This is a genomic window from Hanstruepera ponticola (genome assembly GCF_012931685.1).
Lineage (GTDB): Bacteria > Bacteroidota > Bacteroidia > Flavobacteriales > Flavobacteriaceae > Hanstruepera > Hanstruepera ponticola.
In genome coordinates, this window is sequence record NZ_JABANC010000003.1 from 80296 (window position 1) to 96548 (window position 16253).

Sequence of the window (16253 nt, forward strand, 5' to 3'; positions counted from 1 at the left end):
TGTTTTCAAACTTTAAGCGTTGAAAGTAACATTTTTAGGCACTGGCACATCACAAGGTATTCCTGTAATTGGAAGCACGCATCCTGTGTGTTTAAGTACTAATCCGAAAGACAAACGATTACGCGTTTCGGTATTAATTGAATGGCATGATTATACTTATGTTATTGATTGTGGTCCGGATTTTAGACAACAAATGCTACGAGCCAATTGCAACCGTATTGATGGCATTCTTTTCACACATGAGCACGCTGATCATACAGCGGGATTAGATGATATAAGACCTTACTTTTTTAGACAAGGCGACATTCCTATTTATGCACATAAGCGAGTTTTGGGTGAGTTAGAGCGCAGATTTGATTATATCTTTGAAACTGAAAACAAATATCCTGGAGCTCCAAGTGTTCAAAAAAATATAATTACCAATGAGCCTTTTGATGTTGGAGGTATATCTGTTATTCCAATTAGCGGTATGCATTATAATCTACAGGTTTTTGGTTTTAGATTTCATAATTTTGCGTATCTAACCGATATGAAAACCATCGCTGAAGAGGAAATGGAAAAATTGAAAAACTTGGATGTTTTGGTAATCAATGCTTTACGGGAAAGTGAGCATCCATCTCATTTGAATTTGGAGCAAGCGCTAGATATAATCAATATTTTAAAGCCCAAAAGAGCTTATCTCACGCACATTAGTCATTTATTGGGATTTCATGATGACGTACAACAAAAATTGCCTGAAAACGTTTTTTTAGCTTATGACACTTTAAACATTACCATATAATGAAGAATAGAATTTTTATGTACCTGTTTATTTTTGCTCTTTTACTTGTTGTTTTTCAATATGTAAATTCAAAAAATATATTAGAGGATTATGAAAGTAAGATGGCTAAAAAAGAAGCTAAATTTGAAAAGTATCAGGATACAATTAACAACCTACGAGATAGAGTTTTAACTCTGTCTGAATTTTCTATTGAAAATAGTGAGCCTGCTTTGTCTTATTTTGAAGAGCAAGGATATCGTGTTAATCAACTTATTCCGTTGGTAAAAGAGGAATTATATGAGTTAAATTCAGTAAAAGGAGAGGAGCATCCTTTAATTCCTTACCCATCATTAAGTGGTGGAAAAATGCAGATTGATGCTATTAGAATTTTAAACCATAAATGGGTTGTTACAAATTTTTCTGATGGCAAATATTGGGGTGAATTATTCTTGACCTATGAAATTAACGAAGATCAAAAAGTTATTTTTAATCGTGAAGCCTCCTTTATATATCCTGTTTATTAATTTACCCTAAAATATTTTTTAACAAAAGTGATATCTCCTGTGTTTGAAATGGATTGTAGTAAAATCTCAAACAAACCCTTGTTGTCTGAAGTATAAAAGGTTATAACGTCTTCACCAGAAAGTAACAAATTAGGTAACCATAAAAGCTGTTTTCTGTAATCTGGTATTCGATTTAAAGCATTATTATTTTCGTAATTGGGTTGATAATAGATTTTTCTCGGTATGATTACAGGATAATCTAATACCATTGCATTATTGCCTTCACTATCAATTTTAAAGTCACCATCATAGGTTTTGAATGAAATGATACCGTTATATAAATTTGAACCATAAATATATTGGCCTGTAATGGTGTTAATACTTTCTATATTACTAGTCTTATAATTTATTATTTCATCGTTGTTTTGAATCAAAAACCCATCAGCCAAAACAAGTGGGTCTAAATAATTTAAATCTCTATTGAAATCTATATTTACCAGATCTGGTACATTAAACTGAAATACTGAATCCTTTTTAGAAATTGAAGCAGTAGTTATAATTTCTGTAAATATCTCTTTAACTGTTTTGAAGCGTGTGTAATCGTCTAAATGATATACTGTTTGAATGGGATTAAAAAAATCTTTATTTGCCTTTATTGGTTGAATACTGTCAGCTTTTACTGAAAAATAAGCATTCTCAATTTGATTAAATACACTTTCATTCTCAAGCCATTCTTTTAGATCATCTCCCAGAGATAAATTATTAAAATTTAGTTGATTATAACTGTTGAATTCTTTACTGTTAATTCTAATTTCATAATTTTCTCTGTTTTTATGTTGAACAACAATGTTTAGAGGCCTATTACCATAATCGTCATTTACAATAAAATAGAATTGACCTCGATCATTAGTGTTAGCATTTTTAAAAATGGCGTTGTCACCTGAAAAAGTTAAAGAAACTGGAATGTTACCAACAGGTTCACTATTTTTTGAAACCAAATTGCCTGATATGATTTCGCCACGAAGTTCAGGTAAATGATTAGTTTCTATATTAGTTTGGGTAGTGTTTTTTTTATTTGATGTATTTGTAACTGAAACAGAATCTACTTTTCTTACTGATAGGCAATTAATGATACTATCATCATTTTCCAACTTAATTTGTAAGCGCACTTTTTCTCTATTACTATATGAGGTTTTATTTAGATTAAGCGATACAAATTTAGAATTATCATTGTCCAAAAAAGTAATTGAATCATTTTTTTCTATAGATACTGTAACATAATTATCAGTTGTTTCATTAGTAATAACTTGGTTTTCTGATGAAAAAGGATTAATAATAAATATGTTCTTTTCGCTATATGCATTTTTCAAATTGTTTAGTGACCAATTGGTATAGGATATTAACTTATAATGACCGCTTTTTACAGACGAAGGAATAAAGAAATCGCCATTAGCAAAGCTATTGGTTACACGATGCTTATGCTTAAAAATAACATGGTTATCAGTTCCTACAAGTTCAACATAAGCTATTTGGCTTATAGTGCTAAATTGCTTATCCTGCTGGTTAAGCAAAACAGTTTTATAGTATAAATATTCACCTGCTAAAAAGATATTTGAATTAGTAGTCAAAACGGACGTCTCGTTAGGAATTGATTTCTTTAAAAGATCATATTCCGCTGGACTAATTTGACCAAAGCAATTAAAATAAAATGCAAAAAAGTATAAGAATACAAGCGTATGTTTCATATTTAATCTTCCCAAAATTCAGGTCTTATATTTGACGAAATGGATGTACAGTCTCCACATTCTGGATTAGTAATTTCATAGATGGTTCCTTGTCCTGGATCAGAATATAATTTATAATTATCTACAGTTATAAATTGGTATAAAATATTTCGTTCATGCCAATCACCATCATTAGTAAAAATATCTGTATAGTCTAGCGTTAAAATATAACATTCATTTTCATAAGGCGGTTTGTCCAAGTCAAAACTGCCATAATCAAAATAAATTCGTTCAGATGATACTGTTGATGCTTCAAAGTATCCAACAACTTTTTCTGATTCATTTTCTGAAATTATATTTCCTAATACATAACCAGGTTGAACTTGAGAGAGAACGCTACCAACAATGCCCAAATCATCAACAGTTTTGTAAAACGTATAAGCTTCAAGGCTTTGTACATACTGTCTAACCAATATACTGTAGCGCTCTCTAATTGCAGCATCATCAATTGGAATAAACCTTATTGGAAACCTGACGAGAGTATTTTCGTCAAGTTCCGTTGTAGATGTTTGAATGATTCCTTCTGATTTTTTTGTTGTGTAGCAAACTCGTTCTTCTTGTTCTCTTAACGTAATTTCTCTATCATAATGAATACTTCCCTGCACATTTCTAAAGTTAGTAAGGTTTAAGTCTGCTGTAAAATAATTAGGAGCAATTACTTTATACGTTTCTTCATATTCATATCTAAAATATTCAGCAATACCGCTGGAATTATCACTATCAATAAAAACTTGAATACCATCTTCATTTTGATTATTAGATTCAAGTTCAGCATATAGATTTGTTATTTCGGAAACAGCTGTTAAGTTTACAACTTCAGAATGATATTGTTTGCCATCTTGCGTGGTAATAAATAATGTGTAAGACATATTTTCCATTGCTTGAAATGGTACATTTGATAGATAGATACCTTCATTGTTTTGAGTAAAAGAGTAGGAGTTATTCTGACTATCTTGAATCCAGACTGTAGCATTATTCTCAATTATAGGTTCATCTGAATCTATTCTGTAAGTTCTTGATAATTTAACTTCCTGATGTTTTAGCTCATTGGTAATAGTACTTTCAACAACGAGTACATCTAAAAATTCAATTGAATCTGGCTCTATAGCTTCTCTACATCCAAGAAACAAAACAAAAATAAGCAAATATGGAACACATTTTTTAATCATATCAATCTTCCCAAAAATCGGGTCTTATATTTGACGAAATGGATGTACAGTCTCCACATTCTGAATTTACCACATCGAAAATTGTTCCTGTGTTGTTAACACCTGATGCCAGTTTATAACTATTATGAGTTACCAAGCTATATAACCTAGCACGTTCATAAGGATCATTATAATCAAAAGTTCTTAAGTCACAATCGTAATAGTAGTCAGGCAACTGAATGTCAAAATCAGTATAGTTAAAATATATTCTATCAGAGGAAATTGTTGCGGCTTCAAAGTAACCGATAACTTTCTCTGAAACTTCACTATTAGATTGAATGTTTCCTAATACATAACCTGGTTGTATTTGAGATAAAATATTGTTTGAGCCACTAAATTCATTAATAGTTTTATAGAAAGTGTAAGCCTCTAAACTTTGTACATACTGTTCTACATAAATACTATATCGATCTCGTATTTTTGGAGAGGTAATAGGAATAAAATTTACTTCAAATCTAGAAATAATGTTATTTTCCAAATCATTAGTAGCTGTTTGTATTACTCCAAAAGATTTTTCTGTTGAATAACATACTCGTTCTTCTTGTTCTCTTTCAGTAATTACGATATCATATTCAATTAGTCCAAAATCAATAAATATTAAATTTATTAAGCTTATATCATATGGGAAATAGTTAGGAGCAATTATTTTATAAGTTTCTTCATAATTGTATTTAAAGTATTTGGCTTCACCTAAAGTATTATCACTATCTACAAAAACTGATATACCTTGTTCACCATTATTTTTTGTTGTTAATTCAGCATATAAATTTGAAATTTCAGATGTTGGTGTCAATGTTACTTCAGAAGATTGATACTCATTGCCATCTTGTGTTACAATAAAAAGCTGGTACATTACACCATCTTGCGCTTGGAATTCAGTATCCGAAATATAAATACCATCCTGATTTTGCGAAAAAGTATAAATGGTATTGTTGCTATCTTGAATTCTAACATTTGCATTGTTTTCCGTTTTAGGCTCATTATCTTCCAACCTGTAAGTCCGTGAGAGTTTTACTTCTTGGTGTTTTAGTTGATTGGTAATGGTACTTTCTACAACTAGGGCATCTAAAAACTCGATAGATTCTGGCTCAAATGGTTCTCTACAACTCATAATAAACATTAGCGTTGCAAAATAAACTGTAATATGTTTGATTTTTAACACCATTAGAATTTAAAATTATAGGTTATAGTAGGTATGGGAATAGCGAAAATTGAGGTTTGATACGCTTGTATTTTACCATCTTCATTAACGAAAAATACGGAATATGGATTGTTTCGTCCCAAAACATTAAAAACACTTATGTTCCAAAAACTATGTGCCAGCTTTTTTATTTTATGGTTTCCTTCTATGTTGAAACCTAAATCCAATCGATAATAATCAGGTATTCTATACTGGTTTCTATCACTATATACTACTTGTTCTTCATTTGCAATGACATACTTGCCTATTGGGTAAGTAATAGGTCTTCCAGTTTGATACGTAAAGTTTGCTGAAAAACTAAAACGATGCGTTAATTTATAATTTAAAACGGTAGTAAAATCATGTGGTTTATCATAGTTTGCAGGAAAAAAATCACCATTATTTACAGTTTCTTCATCTATTTGACTATCAAGTTTCACAAAGGATCTTGAGTAACTATATCCTAACCAACCATTTAACTTACCTGCCTTTTTCTTTAGTAAAAATTCAACACCATAAGCTTTACCTTCACCTTGTAATAATTCCTGTTCTAAATTTTCATTCAATATTAAATCTGCACCAACTTTATAATCAAGAATGTCGGTCATTCTTTTGTAATAACCTTCCAGACTGATTTCAATATTACCAGCATCAAAATTCTTATAAATACCCATTGAGAATTGATCAGCTTTTTGAGGCTTGGTATTAAAATCAGAAAGTTTCCAAGTATCTATTGGTGCTTCAGTTGTATTATTAGATAATAAGTGAATGTATTGTATGGTTTTATTATAAGCTACTTTTAATGATAGTTCTGGTGCTAAAAAGTATCTCAATGAGAGCCTTAACTCTGGACCGCCATATGTTTTAGCAAATGCATTATTGCCATAAGTTTCCTGATCAATTATAGTTGACGGATTTTTTGGCTTTCCTTCTTCATAAATATTAACTATTGTTGGTCCCATTGATGCATAAAATGAATAGCGCAATCCAAAATCTAATAGCAGTTTATCTGTAACTTCAAATAAGTCGGCTATATATATAGCTGATTCCAAACCTTTTTCTTTCTCCAGTGATTTATATTCTATGTCTGAATTTTCATCGGTTGGTTTTATGGTTCCTGGGTTTATATTATAAAGTTTACTACTAATACCATATTTGAATTTATGCTTTTTACTATAAAAATAATCAAAATTCAGTTTTATCTGTGTTTCGTTAATTTTATATCCGAAATCAAAATTTCTGTTTGCATCTGCCTCGTAGTCAATATTATATTTATACTGACTATTTACTAGAATAACTTCTGCTTTATTTTTTTCATTAAATATATGATCCCATTTTAAAGAAGCTAATCTGTTATTGTATTTATAAACCGAATCAGAGGTGATGCTAAACTTATCATTACTATAGTATATTGAAGTTTGAAAGGTGTTTTTATCATCAAGCTTATGCTTGTATTTTAATATACCATCGTAAAAAGAAGCTTCGCTATTTTTTAAGTTTTCATCATCAATACTCCTTAAAATCCAATCAGAATATGTTGCTCTAAAGCCTGCAATAACCGATGATTTTTCTTTAAAAACAGGAGTCTCAACAGATAAATTAGCCGTAACAGGGCCAATTGAGCCTTCACCTGAAAAATCAGTTGGATTACCATCTTTAGTTCTAATATCAAAAACTGATGACAATCTTCCGCCATATTCGGCAGGAATACTTGCTTTATAGATATCTAAACTTCCAGTTGTAAAAGGATTCAAGGCAGAGAAAAAGCCCAAAAAATGAGAAGGACTGTAAATTACAGCATTATCTAAAAGAATCAGATTTTGATCTGTACGACCACCTCTTACATTAAATCCTGAAGAACCTTCTCCTGCCGTTTTTACACCTGGCATGGTGGTTGCAATTTTTAGTATATCTCTTTCACCCAAAACTACTGGAATGTTTTTTATACCAGCAACATCAATGGTTGTGACACCAACAATAGCTGTTTTTACATTATCATCTTTCTTGGCTTCTATAAGCACTTCGTCCAATTGTTCAGCTCCTTCTAAAACCTCAAAATCTAAAGTCCCATTACCATATACAAGTACATTTTTGGTTGTGGGTTCATAACCTAATAAATTAGTCTCAATCACATTAATACCTGGAGGAACTTCCAGTACAAAATAACCATTGTTATTGGTTGTTGTATAGTTAGCTTTATTATTGGTGGATACTACTAAATTTTGAATGGGTTCATTGGTACTTTCATTTCTAACGATGCCTGAAATTGTATAGAATTCTTGATTGGAATTTGCATCTTGCTTACCTATGGTTATTACACCACCTTTAATGTTTTTCGACTCATACTCATTGTAAAACACCGCAGACTTATCTTCAGTATTTAGTTGGTTTTCATTGTCAAAAAAACTTTCTGGCAGTGACGTATATATGTAGCTATTATTGGTAAGTATTATTCTGTTTTGTGTGATGAAATAATTTAAGGATGATTGCTTAAAAACCGCATTTAAAACTTCCTGAATGGTAGCTTGATTAAAAGAAAGGCTTATTGTTTGATCTTCAATCCAATCTTTTTGAAAATAGAAATTATATTCAGTGACTTCCTCTAATTTCTCTATGACTTGCTCTAATGAAACATTATCAAATGTTATTGTGATTGGCTGTTGGTTTTGTGAATAAAGAAACTGAATACAAAAAACACTTAATATAATGAGGTATTTCTTAATCATAGATTCAGGAATATTGTTCTGCTAAATTTTATTTATTTCATCAATTAGTCTAATCATGAATGAATCAGAGTTTTTTTCTTGTAAAAACTTATTTTCTTTATAAAAAGAGTTTATCTCGCTATATTTTTCGGGATAAATGTTTTTAAAGTCTTTTTTGGATTTTATGGTTGTCAAGCTTCCATTTATTAAAACCAAATAAATACTTCTAGCCTTAAATTCATGAAAAACTGTTTGACCTTTTATTTTATCTTTTTTTTCTTTCAGATGTTTTTTTAAAAGTGATACATCATTTTGAGTATATAAAAGTTCTGCAAAACCTGAAAAATTATCTGAACTACTATACGCATTGATGTTTACAAAATAATGACCGTGTATATTAAACTCATGGACTTGTTGGTTGATAAAAACCATATTAAAGAATTTTTTATCACCTTTTAGATTGGCTACCAACACATCTTCATACAAGTCATATTTGATTTTTAAATTAAAAAAGGGTTGATTGTTATATACAACGCTTCCATCAACAAAATTATAATCTTTAAAAAAGTGATGGTTATCCTCACTAGAACGATAACGTTCAATATATCGTTTACCATTATATAATCCAGAATTTTCAACACCAATTATAGAATCAAAAGCTAAATAATATTCTGAAGGTACACTGTTTAATTGTGCTTGAGAGTATTGAAGAAAGAGTAGTTGTAGTAATAAACTATAATAAAACGGCTTAAACACGATTGAAATTCTTAATTTTTATACAAAGTAAATGTAGAAAAATAAAGTAAGAATTTTCATAATTTAACATATAAATCGATTAATGAAGCCTTGCTTTCAACCAATCATTAAATTCATAGAAATTTTGTAGAGCTACACCATGCCCAACAGGAAATTCAGAATACTTAAAGTCAATATTTAATGCCTCTAAAAATTTCGGAGCTTTTCTAGCCCATTCTACAGGTATAACCTGGTCTGCACTACCATGAGAGCAATAAAAATGAAGCTTTGAATAATCAATAGATTCAAAATTTTCAGGAATGATATTAGGGTTTATATAACCACTCAAGGCAATAACATTCTTAACTTTTTCAGGGTATGTCAAAGCCACAGCATAACTTAATATGGTTCCTTGGCTAAATCCTAACAATGTGACTGACTCTTTATTTACTGGATATTTATCACAAGCATAATCAATAAAACCAGCAATTTTTTCACGTGATTCTTTTGCTTGTTCGTCATCACTCCATTTATTCTGATTGGCATCAAAATTTATAGCATACCAAGCATTGCCAAAAGGTTGTAAGGTATAAGGAGCGCGTAATGAAATAATAAACAATTCTTCAGGCAATTCAGAAGCAAAAGAAAACAAATCGTTTTCATCACTTCCATACCCATGACACATGATTAATAATGGCGCATTTTCTTTGAGTGTCGAAGGTCTTGTGATGTAGTGTAAATCCAAAGTAAAAATTAATTAATGTTTTGAAACCATTCTTGAAATTTTTCGCCTAAAACTGGAACAGGCTTGGCTTCCGATTTTATAGCATGGTATAAACCAAACAACCAAAACACAAAGGTTATAACCCAAAAAATAGTACCTAGCCAAGAATTTATGTAAGCTTCTGTTAGATTAGAAAAAATAAGCAAGATTATTAACCCTAGCATTTGCCTGATATGAAAAGCTGTAAAAGGATTCTTTTTATCTAAATTCATGATAATGGCGATTATGAGTCCCACAAATGTAAAATAAGCTACTATTGCCATAGTTCTACCTTCTCGTATTGTTTGTTCAGTCATCATTATTTTAAAACAACTTTTTTGTTAGCTATAATGCCATAAACACTTCCTTTTAATTCAACGTTATTAAAAATTGCATTTTTGGATGTAGAATGAATTTGTGCTTTTGTAAAGGTATAGGTGGTTTTAGGATTAAAAAGTGTTAATTCTGCTTTTACGCCTAAAGCAATGGGTTTAGATGCTATTCCAAACCTGTTTTTTCCTTTGGTAAGTATATCTATGGCTTTTTTGGTAGATAATACCGTATTAAGTGCTCCAAATGCCGACTCAAGTCCAATTGTTCCATATTCAGCGTAATCAAACTCGACCTTCTTATGCTCAATATCAATTGGATTGTGATCTGAAGTCACCATATCAATAGTACCATCTTTTAACCCTTCAATAAGAGCATCAATATCTTCTTGAGTTCGTAATGGTGGAGTTACTTTATATCGTGTATCAAAACCTTCCAAAACACTATCACTAAAAAACAGATTATGAATGGCCACACTACAGGAAACATCTAGTTTTTTCTTTTTAGCTTCCCTTATTAAGCTAACTGATTTGGCAGTTGAAATAGTTGGGATATGAAGCTTGCCTCCTGTGTATTCCAATAAGAACAAATCACGAACAATTTGAAGTTCTTCAGCTAAATTAGGATTTCCTTTAAGTCCCAAAGAAGTACTAGTATAATTTTCATTCACAACTCCCAAACCTGTTATTTTTGATTCTTGTGGGAAAGAACAGATTAACCCTCCGAAATTATCAGCATATTGCAAAGCAATTTTCATCAAATTAGGGTCTTTAATGGGTTTTTGATAATCATAAAAAGCAACTGCACCTGCATTTTTCATATCAAACAATTCCGCCAAATTTTCACCTTTTGATCCATTGGTTAATGCTCCAATAGGATAAAGTGAAACAGCATTGTTTTGCCCTTTTGAAATAACAAATGAAATATCGGCATAACTATCAAGAACAGGATTAGTATTGGCATTCATTGCAACGGCTGTGAAGCCAGATAATGCTGCTGTTTTTAAACCATTTGAAATAGTTTCGCGTTCTTCAAATCCAGGCTCACCAAAACTCACACTACTATCAAACCATCCTTGTGAAACGTGTAAATTGTCTAAATGAATTTCTCGGTAATCATTAGTATTATTAATGCGCTTTGAAATTTTGGAAATAACACCTTTTTCAATTAAAATATCAACCGTTTGATTGTGGAAATCGCTTTTAGAATCAATTATTGTGGCAGATTTCAGAAGTACGTTCATTTAAAATATTTTAAGATGAGCATTTCAATAATTAAAAAAGCTAACGCAAAAATAATAAACCATTTCCATAGCTCATTAATTTTGGAGTCACTTTTTAGTGTTTTTATCATATCAGCAAGTGAACTACTTACTGTAGCTTGGGTTATATTAGTAATATCTAGGTAGCGCAATACACTTTCCTCTCGGTTATAATTATAACTGATTTTTGTGATTAGTTCAGCCTTATTGGTAATTTTATATACACCAGCCAAATTGGGCAAATCATTAGTAATAAGGGTTACTTTACTGTTAAAGTATTGTTGCTGTGGTATGATGTTTAAATTTTCGTTTTTAATACTTAAAATATCATCCTGTTGCATGGTGGTGGTCACGTCAAATTGATTTTCAACACCAATTGTGTAATATAACTGTGGCGTTTTCAAGCTTTGTCTTGCAATGTTATAAAAAGTAGGGACAATCAGTGGCGAGTTACTAAAACTAGAGTTTTTAGGATTCAAAGGTGCTGTAAACACATATAATTGATCACTTTCAATCAGGAACCCACGACCATCTTCAAATTTAAGTGGTTCCAGATTGCCAGCTGACACTACTGGGAAATAAGCATTTATTTTAGGGTATTGAAAATTTGAAACCTGCTTATCAAACACATTCTCATAAATTGGATGTGCATAGCTAATTTGTGTCACGCGCTTTTCGGTATTCAGTTTTTCATCAAATTTAATAGCATATTGAGATAATAAACTGTTATATGAATTCAAATCGCTGTTTCCTGAAGGAATAACAATAACAAAGCCGCCATTGGCAATAAATGAATTTAATGAATTTGAAAGAGAACTCGGTATCTGTTCCAATTCATTTAAAATAATCAAGTTTTGATTATCAATCACACTATAATTTAATTCTGATAGAGTAGTAGCAGAATATTCAAATTCATCAGAAGCATAAAGACGTTTAATGAAGGTATCTTCAGCATTGTTAATGTTGAGTACATTAGTTTTTGGTGGCTTATTTAAATTAAAAAAAAGCGTGTTGTCAAACTGTAAGCTATTATCATCAACTATTATTTTACCATGTGATATTTCCTGATTGGATAGTGTAAATGTAATCTGTGTTTCATTCTCAATATCCGTCGATGTTTTAGCTAATAGTTTATCGTCATCAAACAATGATATAGGTAAATTATCAACCGGATTTCCATTGTTTTTTAAGATGACTTGTAATTGCAGTGAATTAGCCGATGTTTTCTCAACATACGCACTGTCAATACTTATATTTGATGTGTTTACGGGTTCTAGTTTTACTAAATTGACTTGGTATAGCGAATCATTTTCTAAAGAAAAATCAGCTTCTTTCTGCTGAAAATCAGACACAAAAATTAAATTTTTATTTGTTGCGTTTTGGCTAAATAAATTTTTGCTTTTTAGTAGTGCAGCATCATAAGGCATTTGATTTGAAGCATATTCTAATTGCAATAAATCATTTTGAATTGTCTTTATGGTCGTATTCTTAAAAACAGCATCATTAGTTAAAATAGAAATTTTATCATCAGGATTAATTTCATCTATCATGTCCTGAACGGCACGCTTCAATAATTCGCCTTGTTCTCCTTTCGCTTGCAAACTAAAAGAGTTGTCTAAATAAATAACCGTTTCGGGTGTTGTACTAAAAGTAGTACTCTTTGAAGTGAAAGGTTGCGCAAACGCAATGATTACACAAGCCAACAATAGCATTCTGGTAAGTAAAGTTAGCCATTTTTTTAGTTGTGAACTTTTACGTGTTTGAATGACAACCTGCTTTAAAAAAGCAACATTAGTAAAGGCTTCTTTTTGAAAACGGCGTAATTGGAATAAATGGATAATGATAGGAATGATAAGCAAACATAATGCGTAAAGAATTTCGGGATGTTTAAACTGCATTCCTGATTAAGTTATTTATTACAAAAATAGTGTTTACACTGAAATAGAAAACCTTTTAACAACAAATTAAAAAATTAGCAGAAAAAGAAATAATCCTTAACAGGAAACATATTTAAGTTTTTGAAATATAACCTAATTTCTTTTTGTGCTTTTGGACTGGCAACTGTTATGATACTTTGCGCACCTGAAATAGTCTCTAAAAATGAAAAAGGCAACATGAGTTGGTCATAAATTGATTTTCCAATCTTTTTGGGATTATCACAAATCCAATGAAATGGAACTTGATTGTCAAGCAACAGTTTTGCTATGGTTTTACCTTTAAACCCAGCTCCCCAAATAACCAAAGGTCTGTTTGAATCGTAATCTAATTCCAAAAAATACTTCAATTTAATTTCCAGAAAATAATTTTGGGCATAATGTTCATGGGTTCGAGATGTTCTAGTACTATAATCACGCCAGAGATGTAATATCTCATCACATGGAATACAAGCCATACTGTGTTTGTAAAAACGGAACGTTAAATCATAATCTTCAGGATATAGATCAGGATTAAAGGCATCACATGTAATTAAATCCTCACGATGCATCATCCAGCATGGTGACGGGATAACACATTCTTTATATATTTCAGAATAGTTTGTACCTGTTTCAGTGAGTTTATTGAGCCATCTTTCATATTTAGAATAGCCATCGCTTATACCAGTGTTACTAAAGTATTTAACTTTTCCAACTGCAACATATCCCTTACCAAATTTTTCTAGATTTTCAACTAAAATCTCTAGTTTGTTTGGAATCATAATGTCATCACTATCCATTCTAGTAATAAAATTTCCTTCACTTTTTTTAAAAGCCAAACGCAACGCGTCTAGAATACCGTTACCTTGATTTGTAAATAATTTAATTCTAGAGTCTTTGTTGGCATAGTTTGAAACAAGGCTATGGCTGTTATCTGTGGAATGGTCATCAATAATTATTAATTCCCAGTTATCAATTGATTGGTTTATGACAGAGTCTAAACATTCAGGCAAGAATTCTGCTGTATTTTTAAATGGCGTTAATATGCTAATGAGGTTTTCATGCATTTAGCGAATATAGTAATTACTCATTTTAACAAAAAGTTAAGGTTTAAATCTGTAACACATTGTACTTTTGGGCGTCAACTATAAAAACTTAATAATTATCACAATGAAAAAAATATTAGCCATAATTGGTTTTAGTACATTACTTGTTGCCTGTGGATCGTCATCAAAAACAGCTTCAAAAAATGATTTAGCTACTAGTAATCCAATAGAAACCTCTATTGATTTAACAAAAGTTACTGATGACAAAGCACCAGTAGTAATCAATCCTGGCCGTTTCACGGCAGAAACAGTAACATACAGATTACCTAAAGTAGTACAAGGAACTTATTCTGTTAGTGATTTTGGAAAGTATGTAGATGATTTTAAAGCCATAGATTATGATGGTAATGAATTGTCAGTTAATAAAGTAGATACTAATACCTGGACAATAAGTGATGCGACCAAGCTATCTTATATAACATACTATGTAAACGACACATTTGACATAGAGTCAACAGGTGGTATAGGTGGTGAGCAACCATTTTCGCCAGCTGGAACCAATATTGAGCCAGATAATTATGTTTTAAATTTACACGGTTTTATAGGATACTTTGATTCTTTAAAAAACAGCCAATATAAATTAGACGTTACTGCTGATGCCACTTTCAAAAGAACTTCGGCTTTGGAAACTGTCAATTCTTCGACTAGCGTAGACGGTAAGTCAATGACTACTAGTTATTTTGCACCACGTTATTTTGACATTACTGATAACCCAATGATGTATGGAAATTTAGACGTTGAAGAATTTCAGGTTGGTGACATCAAGATTGTATTAAGTGTCTTTTCGCCAAATGGAACGCACACGGCAAAAAGTTTACGACCAAACATTGAAAAAATGATGCAAGCTCAAAAAAGCTATTTGGGCGATATAAACAGCACACCACGTTATGATATTTATGTTTATTTATCTGAAGGAGGAGCTGAATCTCCAAAAGGTTTTGGTGCATTAGAGCATCATACATCTACTGTTGTGGTTATGCCTGAAGCTATTCCTGCAAATTCATTAGATAAAAGTATGACTGATATTGTATCTCATGAATTTTTTCATATAGTTACTCCGTTAAGTGTTCATTCAGAAGATGTTCATTACTTTGATTATAACAATCCAACGTTTTCAAAACACTTGTGGATGTATGAAGGTGTTACCGAATATTTTGCAACTCTTTTCCAAGTAGATCAGGGATTAGTGACTGAAGAAGAATTCTACAAAACCATCATGGGTAAAATTGGTACTGCCAACGGGATGAATGATTCTATGAGCTTTACTGTAATGAGTGAGAATGTGTTGGAAGAACCATATGCTAGTCAGTATTACAATGTATATCAAAAAGGTGCATTAATTGGTATGTGTGTTGATATCTTAATTAGAGAAGGGAGTAACGGTAATCGTGGTATTTTATCTTTAATGAAAGAATTATCTATGAAATATGGGAAAAATAAACCATTTGAAGATGATAAATTAATTGATGAAATTGTTGCCATGACATATCCATCTTTAAGAGGATTTTTTGATACACATGTCATTGGAAATACACCTATAGATTATAACGAATTTTTTAATAAAGTAGGTCTTGAAATTTCTGAAGGAAAAGTGACAACCAACTACATCCAAGGTGGCGGTGGTTTAATTGTAGCACCAGATCAAGGTCGTGGTGTTATATATTTTAATAATGCTGTAACCGAAAACAGTTTCTGGAATGAACAAGGTGTTAAACCAAACGATGTTATTAAGTCTATTGATGGTACCGAAGTAACCATGCAAACGGCTAATCAGGTTTTTCAAAAAGTCTTTGGATGGCAACCAGGAACTGACGTTGAAGTTGTTTTAGATAGAGAGGGTGAAGAAATAACAATTAAAACAACATTAACACAGGCTTACACAACTGGAAAAGGCTTAATGCCTCAAGAAGATGCAACAGCAGAGCAGGTTGCATTGCGTAAGGCGTGGTTAAAAGGATAAATAGTTACGATATAAAAGATAAAAGCCTGACATTACAGTCAGGCT

At 31.2% G+C, this 16253-nt stretch carries 13 protein-coding genes; 3 read left to right on the plus strand and 10 right to left on the minus strand.

All coding sequences use genetic code 11. The annotated features are described in order from the left end of the window. The first annotated feature begins 19 nt into the window (after positions 1–19). Entirely contained in the window at positions 20–781 is a 762-nt protein-coding gene (locus tag HGK31_RS09150; protein WP_191859479.1) for an MBL fold metallo-hydrolase, read from the plus strand. Beyond that, positions 781–1284 carry a hydrolase gene (locus tag HGK31_RS09155; RefSeq protein WP_233451054.1) on the plus strand — a complete coding sequence of 168 codons (504 nt, stop codon included), beginning with the start codon at positions 781–783 and terminating at the stop codon, positions 1282–1284. The genes HGK31_RS09150 and HGK31_RS09155 overlap by 1 nt, the downstream gene beginning before the upstream one ends. Here the strand turns inward: HGK31_RS09155 and HGK31_RS09160 are convergent. The 10 genes from HGK31_RS09160 to HGK31_RS09205 all read right to left on the minus strand — a co-directional run bounded on the left by HGK31_RS09160 (position 1281) and on the right by HGK31_RS09205 (position 14209). Beyond that, on the minus strand, positions 1281–3008 hold the full coding sequence (locus HGK31_RS09160; protein WP_191859480.1) for a hypothetical protein: 1728 nt from the start codon (positions 3006–3008) through the stop codon (positions 1281–1283). The two genes, HGK31_RS09155 and HGK31_RS09160, sit on opposite strands and share 4 nt — an antisense overlap. 2 nt (positions 3009–3010) lie before the next feature. Next, complete coding sequence (locus HGK31_RS09165; RefSeq protein ID WP_191859481.1) at positions 3011–4216, minus strand: DUF4249 domain-containing protein; 1206 nt, start codon at positions 4214–4216, stop codon at positions 3011–3013. Between the two features lies 1 nt (position 4217). After that, entirely contained in the window at positions 4218–5366 is a 1149-nt protein-coding gene (locus HGK31_RS09170) for a DUF4249 domain-containing protein (RefSeq protein ID WP_191859482.1), read from the minus strand. A 53-nt stretch (positions 5367–5419) separates the two neighbouring features. Then, on the minus strand, positions 5420–8161 hold the full coding sequence (locus HGK31_RS09175) for a TonB-dependent receptor (RefSeq protein WP_191859483.1): 2742 nt from the start codon (positions 8159–8161) through the stop codon (positions 5420–5422). Positions 8162–8182: 21 nt separating this feature from the next. Then, positions 8183–8896 (minus strand): hypothetical protein, encoded by a 714-nt coding sequence (locus tag HGK31_RS09180; RefSeq protein WP_191859484.1) that lies wholly within the window; start codon positions 8894–8896, stop codon positions 8183–8185. A gap of 79 nt (positions 8897–8975) precedes the next feature. Then, positions 8976–9629: an alpha/beta hydrolase gene (locus tag HGK31_RS09185; protein WP_317169730.1), complete on the minus strand. Its 654-nt coding sequence runs from the start codon at positions 9627–9629 to the stop codon at positions 8976–8978. Further along, a complete protein-coding gene (locus HGK31_RS09190; RefSeq protein ID WP_191859486.1) occupies positions 9629–9958 on the minus strand; it encodes a DUF4870 domain-containing protein in 330 nt (109 codons plus the stop codon). Before HGK31_RS09190 ends, HGK31_RS09185 begins: the two co-directional genes overlap by 1 nt. After that, positions 9958–11211 (minus strand): dihydroorotase, encoded by a 1254-nt coding sequence (locus tag HGK31_RS09195; protein ID WP_191859487.1) that lies wholly within the window; start codon positions 11209–11211, stop codon positions 9958–9960. The genes HGK31_RS09190 and HGK31_RS09195 overlap by 1 nt, the downstream gene beginning before the upstream one ends. Further along, positions 11208–13127 (minus strand): BatA domain-containing protein, encoded by a 1920-nt coding sequence (locus HGK31_RS09200; protein WP_191859488.1) that lies wholly within the window; start codon positions 13125–13127, stop codon positions 11208–11210. The genes HGK31_RS09195 and HGK31_RS09200 overlap by 4 nt, the downstream gene beginning before the upstream one ends. A gap of 74 nt (positions 13128–13201) precedes the next feature. Beyond that, positions 13202–14209: a glycosyltransferase family 2 protein gene (locus HGK31_RS09205; protein ID WP_191859489.1), complete on the minus strand. Its 1008-nt coding sequence runs from the start codon at positions 14207–14209 to the stop codon at positions 13202–13204. Positions 14210–14312: 103 nt separating this feature from the next. Between HGK31_RS09205 and HGK31_RS09210 the strand changes: the two genes are divergently transcribed. Continuing rightward, entirely contained in the window at positions 14313–16208 is a 1896-nt protein-coding gene (locus tag HGK31_RS09210; RefSeq protein WP_191859490.1) for a M61 family metallopeptidase, read from the plus strand. The last annotated feature ends 45 nt before the right edge of the window (positions 16209–16253 follow it).